Source organism: Legionella sp. ST3F1 (assembly GCF_048553315.1).
Lineage (GTDB): Bacteria > Pseudomonadota > Gammaproteobacteria > Legionellales > Legionellaceae > Tatlockia > Tatlockia donaldsonii.
Map to the genome: position 1 here is coordinate 49,995 of NZ_JBLZIO010000007.1, position 20,779 is coordinate 70,773.

Sequence of the window (20,779 nt, forward strand, 5' to 3'; positions counted from 1 at the left end):
ACTATCGGTTTATCGCCAATCGGTCGGCTCCAAGGGAATCAAAATCCACATAATGAGATAGACTAACAGTGCTGAACCACCTAAAAGAAAAAAAATAACGAAGATAAACCGAATCCAGAATGGATCCATATTAAAATAAATGCCTAATCCTCCGCATATCCCCGCAATTTTTCTTTCTCTACGAGAGCGCCATAGCTTTCTGTAAGGCTTTGAGAGTCGAGTCATAGTCGATTAACTTGAATTAGGAGGCTTTAATATACCAAATCTTGAATAGAAAGAACCAGTTTCTATCAAATTTATTCTATTTAAGTTGAATAGAAATAGGTATATTCCGTCTTGCTTTGAAGACGGAATATCTCTCCAGGAGCTGTCACGCTATTCTGTTAATTACGTTTAATACCTGCCTGTCGCAGACTTTGCTCACCAAATCTCCTGGCATTGCTAGCCGCGGAAAGCATGTGCTTTTCAAAAATATGAAAAGCCTCTTCCATGTAATTTAAGGTTTTATGACTATTTTCTATCAATACGTGAATATTACGCTCTAGAAGCTCTTCGGGTCTTCGAAGCTTCGTGAGCTCTTCTGGCCTCAGATAAGACATATTTTGCAGAGTCTTAAGATTAAGGGCCATTATTTCTTGTAAAGGTTGTTGAAAGTTACGGACACTATTTTTCCACTGTTCCATTTGTTCATGCATGGTCATCTCCTTGTGTGCACTGCACAATCAAAGATTAGCTCACTAAAATTGCTTGTCAAATTTGTTAATAAGAAATGGTCCGCCTTTCAATCATTCTACCTTTTTACTATTGTTAAGCTTGAAATAAGCTATGCTTAAGAGAGAATCCTGCAATTACCAAAGGATAATCTTTTAACAAAATAATAAAAATTAAAATAATGATTTTATAGGGAGATAAAATGGGTTATTTGATCGGTTGGCTTTTGGGTGTCCCAATAAGCATACTCATCTTAATTTGGTTAATATCCCATGTTTGATATATCTCATTAAACAAGGAGAGTTATAATGGCTAAAGAATCTGTAGTAGTAACAGAGCATTCGCATTGTTCGCACACCTACAAGCGCATTTCATGGTCTGCCATTGTCATTGGGGCCTTAGTAGCAGTAGGACTGAATTTCCTCTTAAATCTTTTTGGACTTGCTATAGGCTTGAGTGCTTTTACAATGAGCGATGCGGGAGCAAGTACTGTAGTCATTGGAGGGATGCTTGGAATTCTTATCGGTATCATTGCCGTTATGCTAGCTGCAGGGTATGCGGCAGGTTATCTCGGACGCTTATATTGTCCTCAGAGAAATCTCGGTATCCTGTATGGTTTTAGTACCTGGACTTTGGCCTTAATTCTATCGGCCTTAATTACCATGCCTCTTACCCATCATGTAACCAATTATACAAAAATGGCTTCTCCTTCGATTTCAGTAATCACTAAGAAATCAATGGATACTGGCAAGGTAGTATCCGCCGCCACTGTCTCTCCTGCTTCTCATCATCAGAACATTCATCAAAAAGCGATGAATGTAACGGCGCCGACGGAAACAACGGCTTGGAGTGTATTTTGTGTCTTTATTCTATTCTTCATCAGTGCCTTATCCTGCTGTTTTGGTGCTTGCTGGGGAATGAGTTGTTGCCGGGAGGATTAACTTGTTACTTTAAGCCCTTTCGTTGATACGAAAGGGCTATTTACCATTCTAAAATTACCAGCCTGTATTTAAATCTTCATGTTTGTCTATAATTAATTACTACATGGAGGTAGTTATGAACAAGACGAGCAAAAATCCACAACCTCATGCCGTTGACAGAAAAAATAAAAGCCAAGGGACGGAAAAGAAGAGTGCTTTAGCAGGCAGTGAGTTGGAAAAGCCTAACAATAAATCTCACCTAAATCGTGATCTCATGAAAAAACGCCTTTTTTTCACCGACGACCCTCCGAAATTAGAAAAAAAAGTTGATAACTATGATGAAGAGAATGATGGTTTTTAAAATTTCTTCTTCAACGGGGGATCTTCTTAATACGATAGAGAAGGGATTGTACGAAGCAGCTTTTTTGTGATAAGCATCTTTTAACGATGCGAAAACCAGAGGATAGTCTTCAATTTAATAAAGCAACAGTACAATTATTCCACTCCCCAAAACTGATAACTTAATAGGCTCAATCGGTAACAGTAGTGGAGAGTTTCATAAAAGCTTGCTCCTTGTTCTTTTGATAGTATTCTTTTATTTTGATCCTTGGAGACAATGCATGCTTTATTTATGGCTAAAGTATATTCACATTTTAAGCTCTACCCTATTATTTGGTACCGGACTTGGTACTGCCTGTGTTTTGCTTTATGGGCACTCTACAAAAAACATGTCGACCATGGCAGTCTGTAATCAATATGTCGTATTAGTAGATTGGCTATTTACTGGTATCTCGGGCTTTATACAAGCCCTCACAGGTTTTTGGATGATCTACCTGGCAGGGTACTCCTTTAAATCCCTGTGGATCTGGGGGGCTATAACAGGCTATACCTTTACCGCTTGTTGCTGGTTTCCTGTGGTTTATTTTCAAATAAAGCTACGCGACATCATCATAATGTGCATTAAAAATAAAACGTCTCTTCCAGCAGAGTACCATTACTATTTTCGCTGGTGGTTTTTTTTAGGATGGCCTGCTTTTATCAGCTTACTGATTGTTTTTTATTTTATGATAATGAAGCCTATGTAAAATATTATAATGCTAACCATTCAATGTAATTAGCCATTAACGATGACTCCACCATTAGGATGCAGCACTTGGCCAGTCATATAGGATGAATCGTTCGAGGCAAGGTATACGTAAGCCGGAGCAATTTCTGCAGGTTGCCCTGCCCGTTTCATTGGTACTTGTTGACCAAATTCTGCTACTTGTTCTGCTGTAAAACTTGCTGGAATCAGAGGAGTCCAAACAGGGCCTGGCGCCACAGCATTGACACGAATCTGGCGCGAAATAAGGTTTTGCGCAAGTGAGCGAGTAAGCGCAATGATAGCGCCTTTAGTTGCGGAATAATCAATTAGGTGATCATTTCCTTTGTATGCTGTTACAGAGGTAGTATTAATAATCACGCCTCCTTTTTTCAAATGAGGCAATAAGGCTTTGATCATGTAAAAATAAGAAAAGAAATTAGTCTTAAAAGTCCGTTCTAACTGCTCACAACTTATTTCCTCCAAAGTATCTTGTGGATGCTGTTCTGCAATATTATTCACTAAAATATCGATCTGCTTAACTAATTTTTCAGCCTGAGTGACCAGTTTCTTACAGGCACCATAAGTCTGTAAATTAGCAGGCATGAGCCAACAATGCCTGCCTATCGCTTCGATTAATTGTTTGGTTTTTTCAGCGTCTTGATGCTCATTTAAATAATGGACAATCACATCCGCGCCTTCTTTTGCAAAAGCGCAAGCGACGGCACGACCGATGCCACTATCACCACCTGTAATCAAGGCTGTTTTACCGAGCAGTTTATCACTTCCTTTGTAATCTGCAGATAAATACTCAGGTTGAGGCCGCATTTTAGCCTCAATACCGGGTTGTTTTTTTTGTTCTTGCGGCGGTTGTTGTTGAGGGCTTTTCTGCTTCATAGTGCACTCCTATGTTACAGTTATGTTCCTCATGGTGGTTAGAGATTAAAAAATATGAGAAACCAGCCAAATGAGGATCAATATACTGATAGGCACTCCTAGTAGCCAGGCAATAATATATTTCAGCATTTTTTTCTCCTTTCTTAAAAACTATCCATTCTTTATTATGCTTTAGTTTGTTTCCTCAGTTTTTGTGCACCAGCCCCTTCAATTTGATCATTTTATTAGTGCTGTTGAAAAAGAAACCATTCCTGTACTATCCAAAATGCTGGTGATAAAGATTGTCTAATAAGGGGGACCCTTTTCTCAAATATCTTTCCATGATACTTTCTTCCCAATTAAGCATATAAATTAACTTTTTGATTTTACTAGAATAAAAGCATCAAAATCATTCAACAACTACCCCCATTCATTAAATTTGGTTAATAGTTGATCCTATTTATACTATAGATGACTATTGCCCTTTTAACAAAAATTAGCGACAGAATGTAATAATTTATTCTATTTAATAAATCATTTCTTATTCTTTTTCTTGCTTTTAGGTTTCGTTGTCGTTATTAAAGGAGATTGCACGATATCCAAGATAGTTTGCATAGGATCCATATCTGTAGTAGGTTCAAATATCGCTTTCCCCAGCAGCGGTAATATAGCGGAATTCGTCGGTAAATTCATGGACTTAGCTATATTATTTATATTTTCTAGCACAATATTGGTTGTAGGAAGTTCTATCCATTTATTAAGCAGTTTATTAGTAGAATTGAAATAACTACACATACTATTGGCAAACGTATTCAAGAACTGAATTTGTTTATTGATTAAAGTCATCTGCAGTTCAAGCCAAGGATTATTCTCCAACATTTTCATGGTATTGAACCATTGTCCAGGAATATATTGTTCTGAATTATTTTCAGGTGTTTTCGCCTTTCCCTTGTTACTCATAAAATTCCTTATCTATTATGAAGCATTGTTTAAAAATGGAATATTTAAACTATAGGTGACAATTTAGCGGACTGCCAAAAGAGAGATAAAAGGCAAGAGTAGCAACAGCTTTCGTACTTCAATGGAAGCATATTGTTTTTAATTTACTCTTATGTCTATTTTTAAACTATGCTTAATGATAAATAACCAAGGAGGTAAATAGACATGGAAACGAAACGAACCACCGCTGCACATGCACATAAAAAGCCCTCTCTCAAAGAAAGCGCACATAATGGCCGCAGTAAAGCTCATGTTGGCGAGGCCGCAAATCATTTATTACACGAAGGGAAAAAACTGGCCAATGACGTTTATGAAGAAGGCTTAAATAAATTGGAAGACGTACAAGATGAACTTAAAGGGTATTCCGACGAGCTTTTGAAGAAAGTACAAAAAAATCCACTAACCTCTTTACTAATAGCAGGTGGGGTAGGTTTTTTGCTTTCTCTCATATTAAAAAATAAATGAATATTATTGAACACTTAGAGGGACTAGTTTCAGGGAAAATACGCATTTTTAAACTAGTCACTCGTCTTATTAAGTTAGAGGCAAAATTAGCAGGGCTAAGTATTTATCCTCTGTTAATTAATGTATGTCTGTTATTAATTACACTCACTACGTTGTGGTTATCAGCCATGTTGTTGTTTGGATATTTCTTGACCCAACTTGTTGGTAATGCCTTTTTTGGCATTTCTATGGTCTTATTATTTAACCTTGGTGTTTCTTTTCTATTAGCAAGATATTTAAGATCCAATTTAGAAAAAATGAGTTTCAAGAAAACAAGAGCTTATTTTGCCAGGCAGAATACCCATGAAAAACTCCCGAAAGCAACTGATTATCAAAATTGAAAAACTAGATAGGAATTTACATAAACAACAAATTAAAGTGCGAAAGCATTACCATTGTTTGACGAGCTTTATCCACTCTACTGATGCCCTCATTGGCCTTCTACCTGCCTTTATAATCGGTTGGGAAAGTGCCAAAGGGAGCTTTATAAAAAATATGCTTAGGTACATCATTCGTATAGAATTCCTTACAGTTTTAGCTACTCTTGGCAAGAAATTTATTAAATAGAACTCACTGGGCATTTAAAGCAAAAATCTCGAAAATTAATCACAGAAAACCATTGTCTATAATTAAGATAAGAAAATGTCTAATAAGGAGATTAAAATGCCACAAGGAGATAAGTCAAAATATACCGACAAGCAAAAACGCCAAGCCCATCATATTGAAGAAAAATACCGTAAAGAAGGTGTATCAAAAAAAGAAGCTGAAGAACGTGCCTGGCGAACTGTAAACAAACAGGATCATGGCGGTAAAAAAGGAGATTAATACGTTTAACTATCACAGATTTCTCTCCGCAAATTACTGGTAAGGACAAGAAGTGATGACAGAATATACTTCAAAGGGATTTAGGGTTTGTTATGATATAAAACCCACGGAGAGTAATCTGTACCACGCTGAAGGTGAAGTCTTCTTTTACACCAAAGATTCAAGTAATCCCTGCTTATTACAGAAATTTCATACTGAACACCCTACAAAAATTGGAGCCAAAACAGAAATTAAACGATTAATTGATGATTACATCAACTTTGAATGGAAAAAACACCTCGAGATGAAAAAAAATTGAGGCCTTCATATTAATAATAATTTAAGGGTAACGTACTCTCTACATCTATAGAACTGTGTCAAACAGATTAACTCTTACTTGTCTTTACATAGTTTTTTATATTCTTCTTCCAATTTTTTTAAATCCTCATCGGATAATTTATCCAAATCCAAAATAGAATTACGCGCATTTTTTTTCGTTTTGATTAATTCATCAATTTTTAAGTTAAGAATTTTCGTATCACGATTTTGCGTATTCTGAATTAAGAACACCATTAAAAAGGTAATAATGGTCGTCCCAGTATTAATTATAAGCTGCCATGTATCTGAAAAATGAAATAAAGGGCCTGTAACGAGCCAAATCAATACTAAACTCAATGCAATTATAAAACACCCGGATTGACCAACTGCGTGTGAAACCCGCTTTGCAAAATTATTAAAATGATTGGAATCGTCTTTAGCTTTCATCGTTATATCCTTAAGTGAACTTTAAGCCACCCTCGTTTAAATATCTTTTCAACTATAGCAAAATCTCTCTTGCCTTCCACTTTACAATCATTGCCATTGCCTAATGGTTTAAATTATTTTAGCTTAAGAATAAGCATTTTCTATTCTGGAAAATCCCTGGCGGGGTTTTAACTGAAAATTCAAACAATTGCTTTTCGCTGCAAAAAGCTGTTAACAATACTCTCACATCTTATCCACAGCTTACTCCCACTTTGTTCTCTTGATTTTTCCAAAAAACACAATATATTGTTTTTTTAAAACAAAAATACCACCAGATATGGTGTATTTAAGATTGTATTCAGCAACGATTTATTCTATATTTTTAAATATGGATCCAACTAATCTTAAGGATTGAAATTAGTTGGGTGGCCAAACAACACCGTGGAGAAAACATGTCTGAGATTCTTGAGTCGGTAAAAGATGTACCGCAAACAAGTCAACTGGAATTGACCGCTACAGCACCAGGTTTGCTGAAAACCATAAAGCGCAATGGCAAAGTTGTTAGCTATGATGATAGCAAAATCAAAGTTGCCATTACTAAAGCATTTATTGCTGTAGAAGGCGGCAATGCAGCAGCATCAAATAGGATTCATCAGCAAATTGATGAAATCACTCAACGGGTTACTCAAGCCTTTAAACGTCGTCATCCAAGCGGCGGCAGTATTCATATCGAAGACATCCAGGATCAAGTAGAACTGGCTTTAATGCGTAGCAGTCAATACAAAATTGCGCGTGCTTATGTGCTCTATCGTGAAGAACACCGTAAAGCCCGAGAAACTGCTCTAAAACAACAAGCCAGTGATAACAAGGTGCCGCTCATCACTATGCCTGATGGTGAATTGAAACCTTTGGATATGGCGCGTGTAGATACTATTGTTGCCGAAGCCTGCCGTGAATTGGATAATGTTAAAGCAGAGCCTGTTATTAAAGATGCCCTGCGTAACCTTTATAATCAGGCCAAACTGGAGGACGTTCATAAAGCCTTAATTATGGCCGCTCGTGCCCTGGTAGAAAAAGAGCCTAATTATAGCTACGTCAGCGCTCGTTTACTCCTGGACAGTTTACGTGCTGAAGCATTAAATAAATTAAATATACAAACAGAAGCAACCTTCGATGAAATGGCAGCCCTCTATCCTGCGTACTTCAAGGCCTACATTGCCCAAGGTATCAACCAAGGCATGCTCGAACACAAATTGACTGATTTTAATTTGGATAAGCTGGCAAAAGCATTGTTACCCCAACGCGATATGAAATTCACCTATTTAAGCCTGCAGACGCTTTATGATCGTTATTTCATTCACGAACAGGGTGTCCGCTATGAATTACCGCAGGCCTTCTTTATGCGTGTAGCGATGGGCTTAGCGATTCGTGAGCAAAACAAAGATGATAAAGCAATCGAATTTTACCTACTGTTATCCTCTTTCGACTATATGTCCTCTACTCCGACACTCTTTAACTCGGGTACAGTCAGACCCCAGTTATCAAGCTGCTATTTGACCACAGTCCCTGATCATCTGGATGGCATTTACAGTGCAATTAAGGATAATGCGCTGCTGTCTAAATTTGCTGGTGGGCTTGGCAATGATTGGACTCCTGTTCGCGCCATGGGGGCACATATCAAAGGCACGAATGGTAAATCGCAAGGTGTTGTACCTTTCTTAAAAGTTGCTGACTCAACAGCTGTTGCTGTAAATCAGGGTGGTAAGCGTAAAGGGGCTGTTTGCGCCTATCTTGAATGCTGGCACCGCGATGTAGAAGAGTTTACTGAATTACGTAAAAATACCGGTGACGACAGACGCCGTACGCATGATATGAACACGGCCCTGTGGATACCTGATTTATTCATGAAGCGTGTGCATGAAGATGGTGAATGGACTTTATTCTCCCCCGATGAAGTTCCTGAGTTGCATGATGCCTACGGAAGCGAGTTCGAAACCCTGTACACTCAATGCGAAGAAAAGGCGCAACGTGGTGAAATTAAAAATGTTAAAAGAATTTCTGCCCTTAAACTATGGCGCCGTATGCTTTCCATGTTATTTGAAACCGGTCATCCATGGTTAACTTTTAAAGATCCATGCAATCTGCGCTCACCTCAGCAGCACGTGGGAGTCATTCACAGCTCCAATCTGTGTACGGAAATTACACTCAATACGTCACAGGATGAAATTGCAGTCTGTAACCTAGGTAGTGTTAACTTGCCTGCCCATATCCATAATGGCAAACTGGATCGTGAAAAATTAAAGCGTACCATCACTACCGCTATTCGCATGCTTGATAATGTGATTGACATTAATTATTACTCTGTCCCACAAGCCCGCAACTCTAACCTGCAGCATCGTCCAATTGGCCTGGGTTTAATGGGCTTCCAGGATGCGCTTTATGCACTCAAAATTGATTATACCTCTAAAAAAGCTGTTGAATTCGCTGATGAATCAATGGAATTAATCAGTTATTACGCCATTGAAGCCTCCTGTGAATTAGCGAAAGAACGAGGTAGTTATTCAAGTTATGAGGGTTCTTTATGGAGCAAAGGGATTCTACCTATTGATTCCATTAATTTGTTACAACAAACTCGTAACAAATACCTTGAGCAAGATCGTTCACAACGTCTGGATTGGGAAGATTTACGAGTCAAGGTACGTACTCAGGGAATGCGTAACTCTAATGTGATGGCCATTGCTCCAACGGCCACTATTTCCAATATTTGTGGTGTATCACAATCGATTGAGCCGACTTATCAAAATCTCTACGTGAAGTCTAATTTGTCTGGCGAATTTACAGTGATTAACCCTTATTTGGTTGCTGATTTGAAAGCACTCGGCCTTTGGGATGAAGTCATGGTTAATGATTTGAAATATTTCAACGGCAGCGTACAACCTATCAGTCGTATTCCTGCTGAACTAAAAGCACGTTATGCAACGGCGTTTGAAATTGATCCCATGTGGCTAGTAGAGGCTGCTTCTCGTCGCCAGAAATGGATTGATCAGGCCCAATCGCTGAATATATACATGGCTCAGCCATCCGGTAAAAAGCTTGATCAATTATATAAACTTGCTTGGGTACGCGGTTTGAAAACAACCTACTATCTACGTAGCCTGGGTGCTAGTAATGCAGAAAAATCCACTGTCACTGACGGGGCACTTAATGCAGTCAAGATAGAAGCAGAACCTAAAGTATGCTCTATTCTGGATCCTGACTGCGAAGCTTGCCAATAATGAGGAGAATTTGATGTCAATAACCACTTTAGAAACGATGAAAGCACCCAATCCTATGGGTGCTACCGGCTTGGAAGCCTTAGAAATGGGGGCTGGCCGCATTCATGTTGATGACAAGCAAATTATCAACTGCCGAGCTGATTTAAACCAATTAGTTCCCTTTAAATATACTTGGGCTTGGGATAAATACTTAACTGCCTGTGCTAATCACTGGATGCCCAATGAAATCAATATGAGCACTGATGTTGCTTTATGGAAAGATCCTAATGGTTTAACTGCAGACGAACGATTGATTGTTTTACGCAATTTGGGCTTCTTCTCAACAGCCGATTCTTTGGTAGCCAATAACCTGGTCTTGGCTGTTTACCGTCACATTACTAACCCAGAATGCCGTCAATACCTGTTACGTCAAGCCTTCGAAGAGGCTCTTCACACTCACGCTTATCAATATATTATCGAAAGTTTGGGACTGGATGAAGCTGCTGTATTTAATATGTATCGCGAGATCCCTTCTGTTGCTACAAAAGCTGCTTGGGCACTGCCTTTTACCCAAAGCTTGAGTGATCCTAATTTCCATACGGGAACACCAGAGGATGATCAACGATTATTACGAGATCTGATTGCCTTCTATGTGATTTTTGAAGGTATCTTCTTCTATGTTGGTTTCACACAAATCCTGTCTATGGGCAGACGTAATAAAATGGTCGGTACATCTGAGCAATTTCAATATATTTTGCGTGATGAATCCATGCACATGAATTTCGGTATTGATGTCATTAACCAAATAAAAATTGAAAATCCTCACTTGTGGACACCTGATTTTAAAGAGGAAATCATCCAATTGATTAAAGAAGGTGTAGCGTTGGAATATCAATATGCTAGAGATACCATGCCACATGGCATTTTGGGCATGAACGCAGAAATGTTTGAAGAGTATTTACATTTCATTGCTAACCGTCGCCTTAGCCAGATTGGTTTACCAGAACAATACCCTGGTGCTGAAAACCCATTCCCCTGGATGAGTGAAATGATGGATCTCAAAAAAGAGAAAAACTTCTTTGAAACTCGCGTGATTGAATATCAAGCCGGCGGAACTCTCAGCTGGGATGATGAAGATAACTAACCGAAAATCACAATAAAAAACTCTCCTTCAGCAAGATACTGAAGGAGAGAAAGCTTTCTTATTTATTCCTTATTAATATTGAGTTCACGAAGCTTTCCTTTACTTTCAGCTTTCTTAGGTATCGTTACCCACAACATACCCTTTTTGAAAGACGCTTTCGCTTTATCAACATCAACTGACTGAGGCAAAGTAATGGTTCTATCGTAACGTCCATAACTGATTTCACGGCTCAGATAATTTTTATTTTCATCTTTCTTAGATGTACTTTTTTCACCTTGAATAGTTATTACGTTATCACTAATAGAAATTTTAATGTCTTTTTCATCCATGCCTGGCATTTCAATTTCAATTTTAAGACAATCTTTATCTTCAATGATATCCATTGCTGGAGATAGTCTTAGGTTGTGAAAATGTTCTAAATTCAAGTTGCTGGATTCGAACAAATTATACAAATCACTCATGGCTCTATTAACTTCTTGATGAAGGCCTCTAAACGGACTCAATAAAGATTCAGCTGTGCTGGAAATATCTCCTTTTCGTTTTGATAAATTACTCATTTCCGTATCTCCTATGCCGTATTTCACAGAAATTCACTCTGTAAAATAATTAACCTATATTTATAAATATTAGTAGGAATCATTTTATTTTCAAGCGAGAATAACTCCTTAATTCTTCAATAAAAAATTTCAATATTATTTATAAATCAAAATGTTATATTTTTTAAAATTCGTAAAATCATCTTTATCTTGTTTTTACTTTGTCTTAATGTCTTAATGTTATTGATTTGAAAACCGCTTGAACTATCGTTATTAACCACTGCAGCTCACAGGACAGAAAGGCTATGTCAATTGATAGTGTATTTTTAACTAAAGACTCTATTAAATTTCTTCTTTTTTTAGCTAAAAAAAATACCTTATCAATGACGAAAAAGCATTTCTGCCATGACCAATTGGAGGCAGATTTTTATTCACAGCCGGATCAGAAACTGAGACGTGGTACCATTGTTGTATTTCACGGCCTTAACCAGGAGGGGAATAACGATGCTCGCATCTTGAAATTAGTGGGGGCTTTAGTAGCGATTGGTTTTACTTGCCTAGTTCCGCGTATACCTGCTTATGTAGAACTTCGATCTACAACTGAATATGATTTTGATTCGCTTACCCGTTTTTTAGATCATTTATCCATCACGACAACCGAAATAAATGGCTATTATTCTTTTCTTGGCCCTTCAACCTCTTGCCTATTCATGAGCAAATTGGCATCCAAAGAACCACTGAAACCGAAAATTAAATCGCTTTGTCTGATTAGTCCTTATTTCTCTGCTCAAAATAGCTTTGCAGAAATCCTGGAATCACCCAAAAGCTTCTATGCTCAACTTGTGCTGTTAAAAATGCTCCTTCACAGTCAATATATGCACGAGAAAAATGAATCGACTGGTGATGATATAAACTTACTGAATCAAGCGATCACTTTTTGCTTTCAAAATAAAAAAGAAGAAGAAATAAGACTAGATGTGCTGAAATTTATTAATCAGGAATCTTCACGAAGGAGCACTTTATATTCTTTAGTTAGGCTTTTAGGAAAAAAAGGATTTATCACCGATTCAATAAGACCTTTCTTTCTTGATATTTCACAGCGAGCACAATATGAAGACCACATTACAAAAATAGATGCAAATGTGACTATTATTCACTCACTCCATGATGACATTTTTTCCCCGAAAAACAGTGTTGATTTATCGCAGCATCTTAATAAGTATCAGATAAAAAATAGCTTATTAATTACTAAATTGCTTGAGCATGCTGATTTAAAGTTTAAAAACATTCTTAAAGAAGCAAAACCAATCATTAATTCCCTGAACTATTTTTTTAGTCACACACAAGTGAACTAAAGCTAACGACAGTCAATACCGCTATGGTCTAGAGTTAAAATGAAGTCATTGATCTTATTTTAGTTTCGTTGCATTGATACATTGACGTGAAAAATAGCCCATGCTAGTTTTTAAAACAGTCAACTAAAGGGAGTTAGTTATGGATCTTGTGAGCTTGGGAGTAAATTTAGTGAGCGGGCTGGTAGGAGGGCACCTTCTTGGTGCTGCATGGAAAGATAAAAGCCTTGGTGCACTTGGTAATTCAATCGCGGGCATTATTGGAGGCGCAGCAGGCGGTTACATCCTTCAAGCCGTTGGAATGTTAAATAGTTTAGGCTTAGGGGATATGTCTATTCACGCATTATTAGGCAATGTTGGCTCAGGATTAGTTGGGGGAGCCGTTTTAACAGCCATCGTCGGTATGATAAAAAAATCAATATCTAAAGCCTGACACATTACACCATCGTAGCCATATCTCTTGACGCGCTAATACGGAGTAAGTTCACAGGGTATGTTATTTTTTTAAATCGAATAAGATCTGTCGTCATTGCGAACGACGTGAAGCGACCAAGTACAGGTTTCTAACAAAGAATCATTTCGGTTGCTTCGCCAAGGTTCGCAATGACGAAATTAGGTACTGTAAGTCCTTACAAGGATTATGAAAAAGCTGTTAAATGCAGATTAGCGCAAACATACACGCCCTCCCGCTCTCATAAACCGTCGATTAATTTTTCTATTAACGCCTGTTTTGAAGAAACATTCATTTTAATTTTCATATTGCCAAGATAGTCTTCAATAGTGCGAAAAGACAAACCTAATTTGGCTGCAATCTGCTTTGCGCTATAGCCTCTTACTAACCAGTAAGCACAATCCTTTTCCCGCGCCGTAAAATCAAGGCTATTAATCGCATAAGAATTATTACCCAATAGCGCAGTGATATGTGGAAACAAACCTAACTCTCTGATTTGTTGTAAAGAATAAATCAATGAACTTGAATGCAGATTAAAACTAAAACCGGCAGAACCAACCAATTGATTATTATGGTTAAACCAAGGGAATTTAACGGAAAAAATGAATTGTTCATTTCCTTCATGATTCACCAGGCGTTCTTCATAAACCTTAATTGTATTGGTTATGCAAACATCAGAACTATTACGCATTAATTGCAGTGCTGATTGTTTTTCAGCGACATCCAGTAAACAGCGTCCTTTTGAATCCTCTGCTGAATCAAAGCCACAAAGCAAGGCTCCATATTGATTCATTAAATGGGTTGTGCTGTTGGCATCAAGAAAATAAACACTCATCGACAGCTTTAGTAAATCAAATAAGTGAATTCTGGAAACAGGGGTTCGTGTTTCCATGTGTTTAGGCAAGGCAAGTTTAATCCCCTTTCTATAAGGAAGAACTCGCATTTCTTCCTGCAAGATACTTTTTGATTTATTCAATAACAACATAAGAATGATTTTGTTACCGTACACAATACGGGGTTAATTGGTGATAAACCCAGTTTATATTCTGGCTCTCTCTTAACCATTATGCTTGGATGGACATGATTATGGCACGAATAAACAATCTGGAAAATTCTCCTCTCGGTAAAAAAACAGTCTACTCGACCCGTTATGATAAATCACTCCTATTTAGTATAACGCGACGTGAGCGGCGCCAGGAAATCAAAATACCCTCCATACTACCCTTTCAAGGTGAAGATATTTGGAATGCTTATGAATTTTCCTGGTTAAATGGTAAAGGAAAACCTGTTATTGCCCTGGCAACATTCATTGTTCCGGCCGAGTCTCCCCGCATTTTTGAATCCAAATCCCTTAAGCTTTATCTTCATAGTTTTAATGCCTCCCGGTTTAACAGCGAAAGGGAAGTCAGTAAGATTCTGTGTAAAGACTTAAGCGAAGTAGTAGGCGTCTCTGTTCTAGTCACTCTACAACATTGGGAGTACTCACCACTAGCTACAATCCTTTTACCCGCAGGGATAAATCTTGACCATTATGATCTCAGTACTAATCGTTATACTTATGCCCCTGAGTTTTTAGAAACAGCGCCTTTTTTTGACAAGGAACTTCTTTATTCCAATCTGTTGAAATCAAACTGTCCGATCACCAGTCAACCTGATTGGGCAACTATTTTCATTCGCTATGAGGGACGCAAAATCAAGCATGAAGGATTACTTAAATACATTATTTCGTTAAGAAATCATGCTGAATTTCATGAGCATTGTGTTGAACGTATCTTTATGGATATTCTCAACCATTGTAAGCCAGAGAAATTACTTGTGTATGCACGCTATACACGGCGCGGAGGAATTGATATTAATCCTCAAAGAGCTACACCTGGCTTTGCTTTGCCCGAAAATTTACGCCAACCCAGACAATAAGAATGAAAGAAGAGGCAATCAGCCGATTGCCTCTTTAGCCTAAAGTGTTTGCCGTAAATGAGGAAATAAAATGACATCGCGTATGGAAGGGGAATTAGTAAACAGCATAACTAATCGATCGACACCTATCCCTTCGCCAGCAGTCGGTGGCATGCCATATTCCAGTGCTTCAATGTAATCGCTGTCAAAATGCATCGCTTCCAAGTCCCCAGCATCTTTCTCCGCAACCTGTTTTTGAAAACGTTCTGCTTGATCCTGTGAATCGTTTAGCTCAGAAAACCCATTCGCAATCTCACGACCACCAATAAAAAACTCAAATCGATCCGTCACCTCTGGATCCTGATCACTACGTCTTGCCAAAGGAGATACTTCGGTAGGATAACCAATAATGAACGTTGGCTGAATTAACTGGTGTTCAACAGTTTCTTCAAAGAGGATCATTTGCAGCTTGCCCAAACCATCACTGCCCTTATAAGCAAACCCCAAATTGTCGAGTAAGGCTCGGCAACCATCAATCGTTTCAATCTGAGCCGCGCTGAGTTCAGGATGATAGTGCAAAATAGCCTCTTTAACAGTCATTCGAGAAAAAGATTTTGAAAAATCAATTAGTTGCCCTTGATATTCCACTTTTCTCGTCCCTAGCACAACATCACAGAGATGATGTAATAATTGTTCAGTGAAATCCATTAAATCACGATAATCAGCATAGGCCTGGTAGAATTCCACCATCGTAAACTCAGGGTTATGGCGTGTTGAGATACCTTCATTGCGGAAATTACGGTTAATCTCATAAACACGCTCAAATCCACCCACCACCAGCCGTTTTAAATAAAGCTCAGGCGCAATGCGTAAAAACATTTGCATGTCCAGGCTATTATGATGAGTCACGAATGGACGTGCTAAAGCACCACCCGGAATAGGGTGCATCATTGGGGTTTCTACTTCCAAAAATTGATGATTGTCCATGAAATGCCTTAAGGCTTTTATCAGTTTTGAACGCAATAGAAACGTTTGGCGGCTCTCTTCATTGGCGATTAAGTCAACATAGCGTTTACGATAACGTACTTCCTGATCAGCCAGACCGTGAAATTTATCAGGTAAAGGCCGTAGAGATTTAGTCAATAACTCGATATCTTCCGCATTCACTGTTAGCTCACCGGTATTCGTCTTGAATAACTCGCCACGAACTCCGACAATATCCCCCAAATCCCAGTGCTTAAATTGCTCATAGATTTCTGGTAAATCATTTTGCCGTACATAAACCTGTAAACGTCCGGAAACATCCTGAATGTGAAAAAAACTGGCCTTACCCATAATACGGCGCAGGACAATTCGCCCAGCAACAACAACTTTTATATGTTCTTCTGCCAAAACTTCTTTCTCAATATCCGCATATTGATTCATTAAGCTGGCGGCTAAATATTGACGACGAAACTGGTTAGGGAAATTAAAACCGCTGCTGCGCAAATCAGCCAATTTTTGTTTACGAATTTGGTAAACTTCACTCTCATCTAGGTGCTGTTCTTCTATCATGCTTCCCCTACTCCTGCTTTCAAACTTGCTACAATAAATTGATCTAAATCACCATCTAAAACTGCTTGCGTATTACTTGTCTCAACGCCGGTACGCAAATCCTTAACACGAGACTGATCCAAGACATAAGAACGGATCTGCGATCCCCAACCAATATCAGATTTGGTTGCTTCCAGGGCTTGTTGCGCCGCATTTTTCTTTTGCATCTCCATCTCATAGAGCTTAGCGCGCAACTGTTTCATTGCCTGATCTTTATTCTTGTGCTGACTTCTATCAGTCTGGCACTGAACTACTATTCCACTGGGCGCATGTGTAATACGTACTGCTGAATCAGTTCTGTTAACATGCTGCCCACCTGCTCCGGAAGCACGGTAGGTATCTATTCGCAAATCCGCTGGATTGATTTCGATATCAATATCTTCATCAACCTCAGGCGAAACAAATACGGCTGAAAAGGAGGTATGCCGTCGATTACCAGAGTCGAATGGCGATTTACGTACTAAACGATGCACCCCTGTTTCGGTGCGTAACCAACCATAGGCATATTCACCAGTAAAATGAATAGTAGCACTTTTAATGCCTGCCACTTCACCCGCAGAACATTCGATTAACTCTGTAGTAAAACCATGATGCTCTCCCCAGCGCAAATACATCCGCAAAAGCATTTCAGCCCAATCTTGAGCTTCGGTCCCGCCAGAGCCAGCTTGAATATCAAGATAAGCACTCGAGTTATCCATTTTTCCGGAAAACATGCGTCTAAATTCAAGTCCAGCCACCTGTTGTTCGATAACCGCAAGTTCGGCGGCAACATCAGAAATAGCGCTCTCGTCCTCTTCTGAACGCGCTAACTCAAAAAGCTCTGTTAAATCGGCTATAGATTGGGTTAATTTTTCGAGCTGCATAACCACAGCCTCCAGCTGCGCACGCTCACGCCCTAAAGCTTGTGCCTGTTCAGGGTTGTTCCAAATTCCTGAGGATTCAAGTTCACGAACAACTTCTTCCAAACGCTCACGCTTAGTATCGAAGTCAAAGATACCCCCTAAGCGCATTAATACGCTGCTCCAAATCAGCCAAACCAAGAGTGATTTGATTTACTTCTAACATGAGTACCCTATTGTGTTTTTATTAAAGGACGATATTGTACAATCAAAGCGAATTTCAGGCCATAGAATGACCATTTTTAATACCTGGACCTGCTTGTACCGGTTTTGATGAACAATCATCAGATTCTACCGAGCTCTTTTTGTACTAGCTCACTAACCGCATCACCCGTATTCAGTGTCGTCTTTGGTTCAACAAGCAGCACATGAACTTCCTCTTCAGCAACAGGTAGATGCTCAACACCTTTAGGAATAATAAGAAACTCCCCTTCATGGATAGTAATGTCTTGGTCTCTTAATTTTATTAGCAGGTTTCCTTTTACTACTAAAAACAACTCATCTTCATTATCATGTTTATGCCAAACAAACTCACCTTTAAATTTAGCCAATTTGACCTGTGCGTCATTTAAATCGCCTACTATTTTGGGTGACCAATGGTCACTAAATAAGCCAAATTTATCATTTAAATTTACTTTTTGTATTTTCATTTTTCATCCACTTCAGTCGACTATAGAGGATTTTCTATAGTTTTACCCTTAACATCAGAGAATTGTAAAAAAATCGCAATTAATCGTACCATAAACCCCAAAGTATCTTTAAATACGGTATCGTTATAATAGTTTTAGCAAACTTGCTAGAAAGCCTATTCTAACTTATTATTGATCTATATTGAATCAAACTGTATTAATTTTATTTATTTAATAAATACAGTAGATTGGAGAAAAAACTATGTCCACCCCTGAAGATGAAGTAAGAAAAAAAATGCGCAGCATCGCTGAAGAAGCGGCAGAGGTAGCCAGAAAAAAACAACAAGCCCTTGAAGAAGAGGCTCAAAAAGCTAAAAAGCCAATTCAGGATGATGGACCTAAAAAACCTGCACCGGAAACTGCATTTAAAGCAGAAAAACCAAGTAGCGACTGGGAAAAAATAGTAGAAGATTTCAAGAAAAAATATAATAAAGAACCCGAGGGACCAACAAAAAACATTCTTACCTTTCCATCAGAACAAGAAGCCTTGGCATTTTTTGAGTCCCAAGCAAAAGCAGAGCCCCCGCGTGAATTCCTTATGCAAAAATTGGAGAACGGTAAGCCCGTTGATGATCATGTGTTTTCTTGTGGGAATGGCCAGCTTTTTAGAGGGGGCTTAAAAGACATCCAAACACAAGTGGCAAAAGCTTTAGAGGCTGAAAAAGATCCCCAGAAACGTGCAAAACTCGAATCGGGAAAAGAACTTATCGATCAGCGAATTGCTGCCATAGAAAAATCAACCGATATGCGTGCCAAAATGGGCAGCATGAAAGAGCAGGCGAAATCAGAGCAAACACCACCACAACCGACAGACACTGAAGAGCATGGGCATAAACTCTAAACCAATCACGACGCTAACCTCCTCTCCGGAGGTTAACGGTTTCTCCTTGAAATGCCATCCTTTGTCGCTTTCAGCTATGCTTAAATAAAGTAATTCATGAGCAAGAAGAAAGGATTAAAAATCATCATACAAGGATAGTGGAGAAAATCATGTTAAATATCAATGTATTAAATATTAATCCGGAAATCGTTTGTGCCTTAATTGAAAAAGCAAAAATATTTCATAGTAAAGAAGAGGTTACTTTCGGCGAAGAAATGCCCGATTCAGAATATGAATATGACTGGGCACAGGTATTGGCTGATCACCAAGACGATTTAACTTATCTCGAGGTCCGTTCAACCATCAACGATCTCGATCCTGCACAAAAAATTGATTTGCTCGCATTAATGTATCTGGGTCGAGGTGATTTCGAAGCAAATGACTGGAGCAACGCACACAAGGAAGCGAAAGCCCGCTTGGCTCCTAATTTAACAGATTATTTGTTTTCCAAACCGCTTATTGCTTCTTATTGGGAAAAATCTTTAGAATTGTTGGGTTATTCCTGTGAAGAATGAAGGGTGTGCTCTATCTCGGCAGGCCACTCGAGATCACCAAACAGTGGCCCAAATACGGCCGCCTTCCCCAAAACACGGCTCCAAAATAAATTGCCCAGATCAAAATGCCACCATTCATACTGGTAAGAGGTAAACCCTGCCTTAGTCATTGCCTGATTTAGCGAATTTCTTCTTTCTTTTATGTTTTTCTCTTCAACAGACAATTCACTCTGTAAGTTAAAATAATCTTTATGAGCTTTTTCTGTGCAGTCATCAAAGGGCGTACCCATATCCAGTTCTTTACCAGTACTCATCTCAAACAAGGTCAAATCAATAGCACCACCACTGAGATGAGGCGAACAATAGCTATCACCTACCCTGCATGGTAAAGAAACATATTTTAACGTTTCCTCATAATTCTCTTGTTCCGTAAAATAGGGGAATTTACTGCGCACCTCATCTCTCATCCAATCAAAAAGCTTGGCTTGCACTGCCCTGGGTCTATAAACATCCCAGACAAGAAAACCATATTCTGCTGGTAGAAAATTCAGAGCCTGCTTTAATCGGGCTAATACTGCATAACGCCCCCAAATTTGAGACACTGGGCTAAACCCGAGTTCAAAATACTTGGGACAAACTTGAATCCGTGGATGACTCTGACTAGTCAATTCAACCGCTGTATAGTCATGAGGAGAAAACTCATAGTCCGCACTCATTATCGTTCTCGTTTACGGCAAAAAGGAAAGGAAAGTATAAACAAATTCTCGTCAATTTGTCTCTTATGTCTGCTTATTTTATAGTTTAGAGAACAATCTTATGGCAATCCAGAAACTGAACTCAGATCGGATTTAAGCAATACTTTATTTGTTACGATAAAGCTACCTTTCAAAAGTGATTATGCTAAGATGATTTCTGCCCTCCACTATTTCTACTTCAATGATTAGCTTTGGAT

The 20,779-nt window shown here is 38.6% G+C and carries 25 protein-coding genes; 14 read left to right on the top strand and 11 right to left on the bottom strand.

Annotated elements, in window-relative coordinates; all coding sequences use genetic code 11:
- Positions 1-9: 9 nt before the first annotated feature.
- Together ACN4Z1_RS06615 and ACN4Z1_RS06620 are read right to left on the bottom strand one after the other, a co-directional pair.
- The gene (locus ACN4Z1_RS06615; protein ID WP_115221666.1) at positions 10-225 is read right to left on the bottom strand and encodes a PspC domain-containing protein; all 216 of its coding nucleotides are present in this window, start codon (positions 223-225) and stop codon (positions 10-12) included.
- Positions 226-383: 158 nt separating this feature from the next.
- A complete protein-coding gene (locus ACN4Z1_RS06620) occupies positions 384-695 on the bottom strand; it encodes a phasin family protein (RefSeq protein WP_228364867.1) in 312 nt (103 codons plus the stop codon).
- 324 nt (positions 696-1,019) lie between these two features.
- Between ACN4Z1_RS06620 and ACN4Z1_RS06625 the strand changes: the two genes are divergently transcribed.
- From ACN4Z1_RS06625 to ACN4Z1_RS06635, 3 genes are all read left to right on the top strand, one after another.
- Complete coding sequence (locus ACN4Z1_RS06625; RefSeq protein ID WP_228364866.1) at positions 1,020-1,652, top strand: hypothetical protein; 633 nt, start codon at positions 1,020-1,022, stop codon at positions 1,650-1,652.
- 115 nt (positions 1,653-1,767) lie between these two features.
- Complete coding sequence (locus ACN4Z1_RS06630; protein ID WP_228364865.1) at positions 1,768-1,992, top strand: hypothetical protein; 225 nt, start codon at positions 1,768-1,770, stop codon at positions 1,990-1,992.
- A 259-nt stretch (positions 1,993-2,251) separates the two neighbouring features.
- Positions 2,252-2,716, top strand: a complete 465-nt coding sequence (locus ACN4Z1_RS06635) for a DUF2269 family protein (RefSeq protein WP_228364864.1) — start codon at positions 2,252-2,254, stop codon at positions 2,714-2,716.
- A 29-nt stretch (positions 2,717-2,745) separates the two neighbouring features.
- Here ACN4Z1_RS06635 and ACN4Z1_RS06640 read toward each other — a convergent pair whose 3' ends face one another.
- Together ACN4Z1_RS06640 and ACN4Z1_RS06645 are read right to left on the bottom strand one after the other, a co-directional pair.
- Positions 2,746-3,609: an SDR family oxidoreductase gene (locus ACN4Z1_RS06640; protein ID WP_228364863.1), complete on the bottom strand. Its 864-nt coding sequence runs from the start codon at positions 3,607-3,609 to the stop codon at positions 2,746-2,748.
- A gap of 513 nt (positions 3,610-4,122) precedes the next feature.
- Positions 4,123-4,548, bottom strand: a complete 426-nt coding sequence (locus ACN4Z1_RS06645) for a hypothetical protein (RefSeq protein WP_228364862.1) — start codon at positions 4,546-4,548, stop codon at positions 4,123-4,125.
- Between the two features lie 204 nt (positions 4,549-4,752).
- Between ACN4Z1_RS06645 and ACN4Z1_RS06650 the strand changes: the two genes are divergently transcribed.
- The 4 genes from ACN4Z1_RS06650 to ACN4Z1_RS06665 all read left to right on the top strand — a co-directional run bounded on the left by ACN4Z1_RS06650 (position 4,753) and on the right by ACN4Z1_RS06665 (position 6,214).
- Entirely contained in the window at positions 4,753-5,052 is a 300-nt protein-coding gene (locus ACN4Z1_RS06650) for a hypothetical protein (protein ID WP_228364861.1), read from the top strand.
- Positions 5,049-5,432, top strand: coding sequence for a hypothetical protein (locus tag ACN4Z1_RS06655; protein ID WP_228364860.1), 384 nt, complete (start codon positions 5,049-5,051; stop codon positions 5,430-5,432). The genes ACN4Z1_RS06650 and ACN4Z1_RS06655 overlap by 4 nt, the downstream gene beginning before the upstream one ends.
- A gap of 322 nt (positions 5,433-5,754) precedes the next feature.
- Entirely contained in the window at positions 5,755-5,916 is a 162-nt protein-coding gene (locus ACN4Z1_RS06660; protein WP_228364859.1) for a hypothetical protein, read from the top strand.
- 55 nt (positions 5,917-5,971) lie between these two features.
- Positions 5,972-6,214: a hypothetical protein gene (locus ACN4Z1_RS06665; protein WP_228364858.1), complete on the top strand. Its 243-nt coding sequence runs from the start codon at positions 5,972-5,974 to the stop codon at positions 6,212-6,214.
- A gap of 74 nt (positions 6,215-6,288) precedes the next feature.
- Here the strand turns inward: ACN4Z1_RS06665 and ACN4Z1_RS06670 are convergent, their stop codons facing one another.
- Positions 6,289-6,660 carry a low affinity iron permease family protein gene (locus tag ACN4Z1_RS06670; RefSeq protein ID WP_228364857.1) on the bottom strand — a complete coding sequence of 124 codons (372 nt, stop codon included), beginning with the start codon at positions 6,658-6,660 and terminating at the stop codon, positions 6,289-6,291.
- Between the two features lie 431 nt (positions 6,661-7,091).
- On the opposite strand from ACN4Z1_RS06670, the gene ACN4Z1_RS06675 reads away from it, so the two are divergent.
- The gene (locus tag ACN4Z1_RS06675; RefSeq protein ID WP_228364856.1) at positions 7,092-9,914 is read left to right on the top strand and encodes a ribonucleoside-diphosphate reductase subunit alpha; all 2,823 of its coding nucleotides are present in this window, start codon (positions 7,092-7,094) and stop codon (positions 9,912-9,914) included.
- Between the two features lie 13 nt (positions 9,915-9,927).
- Entirely contained in the window at positions 9,928-11,037 is a 1,110-nt protein-coding gene (locus tag ACN4Z1_RS06680; protein WP_115221678.1) for a ribonucleotide-diphosphate reductase subunit beta, read from the top strand.
- Between the two features lie 62 nt (positions 11,038-11,099).
- On the opposite strand, the gene ACN4Z1_RS06685 is transcribed toward ACN4Z1_RS06680, so the two are convergent.
- On the bottom strand, positions 11,100-11,594 hold the full coding sequence (locus ACN4Z1_RS06685) for an Hsp20/alpha crystallin family protein (protein ID WP_115221679.1): 495 nt from the start codon (positions 11,592-11,594) through the stop codon (positions 11,100-11,102).
- A gap of 284 nt (positions 11,595-11,878) precedes the next feature.
- On the opposite strand from ACN4Z1_RS06685, the gene ACN4Z1_RS06690 reads away from it, so the two are divergent.
- Entirely contained in the window at positions 11,879-12,928 is a 1,050-nt protein-coding gene (locus tag ACN4Z1_RS06690) for an alpha/beta fold hydrolase (RefSeq protein ID WP_228364855.1), read from the top strand.
- Between the two features lie 139 nt (positions 12,929-13,067).
- Positions 13,068-13,358: a hypothetical protein gene (locus ACN4Z1_RS06695; RefSeq protein ID WP_228364854.1), complete on the top strand. Its 291-nt coding sequence runs from the start codon at positions 13,068-13,070 to the stop codon at positions 13,356-13,358.
- A 259-nt stretch (positions 13,359-13,617) separates the two neighbouring features.
- Here the strand turns inward: ACN4Z1_RS06695 and ACN4Z1_RS06700 are convergent, their stop codons facing one another.
- Positions 13,618-14,361, bottom strand: coding sequence for a helix-turn-helix transcriptional regulator (locus ACN4Z1_RS06700; RefSeq protein WP_228364853.1), 744 nt, complete (start codon positions 14,359-14,361; stop codon positions 13,618-13,620).
- A gap of 101 nt (positions 14,362-14,462) precedes the next feature.
- Here ACN4Z1_RS06700 and queF point away from each other — a divergent pair, with 101 nt between their 5' ends.
- Positions 14,463-15,293, top strand: coding sequence for an NADPH-dependent 7-cyano-7-deazaguanine reductase QueF (gene queF / locus ACN4Z1_RS06705; protein WP_228364852.1), 831 nt, complete (start codon positions 14,463-14,465; stop codon positions 15,291-15,293).
- 39 nt (positions 15,294-15,332) lie between these two features.
- On the opposite strand, the gene lysS is transcribed toward queF, so the two are convergent.
- The 3 genes from lysS to ACN4Z1_RS06720 all read right to left on the bottom strand — a co-directional run bounded on the left by lysS (position 15,333) and on the right by ACN4Z1_RS06720 (position 18,414).
- On the bottom strand, positions 15,333-16,826 hold the full coding sequence (gene lysS, locus ACN4Z1_RS06710) for a lysine--tRNA ligase (RefSeq protein WP_228364851.1): 1,494 nt from the start codon (positions 16,824-16,826) through the stop codon (positions 15,333-15,335).
- A protein-coding gene (gene prfB, locus ACN4Z1_RS06715; RefSeq protein WP_228364850.1) for a peptide chain release factor 2 occupies positions 16,823-17,930 on the bottom strand; the annotation gives its coding sequence in 2 pieces (ribosomal slippage) (positions 16,823-17,854 and positions 17,856-17,930; 1,107 coding nt in all). The genes lysS and prfB overlap by 4 nt, the downstream gene beginning before the upstream one ends.
- 118 nt (positions 17,931-18,048) lie before the next feature.
- Positions 18,049-18,414 (bottom strand): cupin domain-containing protein, encoded by a 366-nt coding sequence (locus ACN4Z1_RS06720; protein ID WP_228364849.1) that lies wholly within the window; start codon positions 18,412-18,414, stop codon positions 18,049-18,051.
- 241 nt (positions 18,415-18,655) lie between these two features.
- Here ACN4Z1_RS06720 and ACN4Z1_RS06725 point away from each other — a divergent pair, with 241 nt between their 5' ends.
- Both ACN4Z1_RS06725 and ACN4Z1_RS06730 read left to right on the top strand, forming a co-directional pair.
- Entirely contained in the window at positions 18,656-19,294 is a 639-nt protein-coding gene (locus ACN4Z1_RS06725; protein WP_115221686.1) for a hypothetical protein, read from the top strand.
- 149 nt (positions 19,295-19,443) lie between these two features.
- Positions 19,444-19,848: a DUF3775 domain-containing protein gene (locus tag ACN4Z1_RS06730; RefSeq protein ID WP_115221687.1), complete on the top strand. Its 405-nt coding sequence runs from the start codon at positions 19,444-19,446 to the stop codon at positions 19,846-19,848.
- On the opposite strand, the gene ACN4Z1_RS06735 is transcribed toward ACN4Z1_RS06730, so the two are convergent.
- A complete protein-coding gene (locus tag ACN4Z1_RS06735; protein WP_228364848.1) occupies positions 19,830-20,543 on the bottom strand; it encodes a M15 family metallopeptidase in 714 nt (237 codons plus the stop codon). The genes ACN4Z1_RS06730 and ACN4Z1_RS06735 overlap by 19 nt on opposite strands.
- Between the last annotated feature and the right edge of the window lie 236 nt (positions 20,544-20,779).

Bases quoted from the DNA above. Each gene is read 5' to 3' on its own strand.
- ACN4Z1_RS06660 (WP_228364859.1), top strand. From the start codon at position 5,755: ATGCCACAAGGAGATAAGTCAAAATATACCGACAAGCAAAAACGCCAA.
- ACN4Z1_RS06690 (WP_228364855.1), top strand. From the start codon at position 11,879: ATGTCAATTGATAGTGTATTTTTAACTAAAGACTCTATTAAATTTCTT.
- ACN4Z1_RS06620 (WP_228364867.1), bottom strand. From the start codon at position 695: ATGCATGAACAAATGGAACAGTGGAAAAATAGTGTCCGTAACTTTCAA.
- queF (WP_228364852.1), top strand. From the start codon at position 14,463: ATGGCACGAATAAACAATCTGGAAAATTCTCCTCTCGGTAAAAAAACA.
- ACN4Z1_RS06695 (WP_228364854.1), top strand. From the start codon at position 13,068: ATGGATCTTGTGAGCTTGGGAGTAAATTTAGTGAGCGGGCTGGTAGGA.
- ACN4Z1_RS06730 (WP_115221687.1), top strand. From the start codon at position 19,444: ATGTTAAATATCAATGTATTAAATATTAATCCGGAAATCGTTTGTGCC.
- ACN4Z1_RS06615 (WP_115221666.1), bottom strand. From the start codon at position 225: ATGACTCGACTCTCAAAGCCTTACAGAAAGCTATGGCGCTCTCGTAGA.
- ACN4Z1_RS06735 (WP_228364848.1), bottom strand. From the start codon at position 20,543: ATGAGTGCGGACTATGAGTTTTCTCCTCATGACTATACAGCGGTTGAA.
- ACN4Z1_RS06635 (WP_228364864.1), top strand. From the start codon at position 2,252: ATGCTTTATTTATGGCTAAAGTATATTCACATTTTAAGCTCTACCCTA.
- ACN4Z1_RS06655 (WP_228364860.1), top strand. From the start codon at position 5,049: ATGAATATTATTGAACACTTAGAGGGACTAGTTTCAGGGAAAATACGC.
- ACN4Z1_RS06665 (WP_228364858.1), top strand. From the start codon at position 5,972: ATGACAGAATATACTTCAAAGGGATTTAGGGTTTGTTATGATATAAAA.
- ACN4Z1_RS06720 (WP_228364849.1), bottom strand. From the start codon at position 18,414: ATGAAAATACAAAAAGTAAATTTAAATGATAAATTTGGCTTATTTAGT.
- ACN4Z1_RS06630 (WP_228364865.1), top strand. From the start codon at position 1,768: ATGAACAAGACGAGCAAAAATCCACAACCTCATGCCGTTGACAGAAAA.
- ACN4Z1_RS06685 (WP_115221679.1), bottom strand. From the start codon at position 11,594: ATGAGTAATTTATCAAAACGAAAAGGAGATATTTCCAGCACAGCTGAA.
- ACN4Z1_RS06725 (WP_115221686.1), top strand. From the start codon at position 18,656: ATGTCCACCCCTGAAGATGAAGTAAGAAAAAAAATGCGCAGCATCGCT.
- ACN4Z1_RS06640 (WP_228364863.1), bottom strand. From the start codon at position 3,609: ATGAAGCAGAAAAGCCCTCAACAACAACCGCCGCAAGAACAAAAAAAA.
- ACN4Z1_RS06670 (WP_228364857.1), bottom strand. From the start codon at position 6,660: ATGAAAGCTAAAGACGATTCCAATCATTTTAATAATTTTGCAAAGCGG.
- ACN4Z1_RS06645 (WP_228364862.1), bottom strand. From the start codon at position 4,548: ATGAGTAACAAGGGAAAGGCGAAAACACCTGAAAATAATTCAGAACAA.
- ACN4Z1_RS06650 (WP_228364861.1), top strand. From the start codon at position 4,753: ATGGAAACGAAACGAACCACCGCTGCACATGCACATAAAAAGCCCTCT.
- ACN4Z1_RS06680 (WP_115221678.1), top strand. From the start codon at position 9,928: ATGTCAATAACCACTTTAGAAACGATGAAAGCACCCAATCCTATGGGT.
- ACN4Z1_RS06700 (WP_228364853.1), bottom strand. From the start codon at position 14,361: ATGTTGTTATTGAATAAATCAAAAAGTATCTTGCAGGAAGAAATGCGA.
- lysS (WP_228364851.1), bottom strand. From the start codon at position 16,826: ATGATAGAAGAACAGCACCTAGATGAGAGTGAAGTTTACCAAATTCGT.
- ACN4Z1_RS06625 (WP_228364866.1), top strand. From the start codon at position 1,020: ATGGCTAAAGAATCTGTAGTAGTAACAGAGCATTCGCATTGTTCGCAC.
- ACN4Z1_RS06675 (WP_228364856.1), top strand. From the start codon at position 7,092: ATGTCTGAGATTCTTGAGTCGGTAAAAGATGTACCGCAAACAAGTCAA.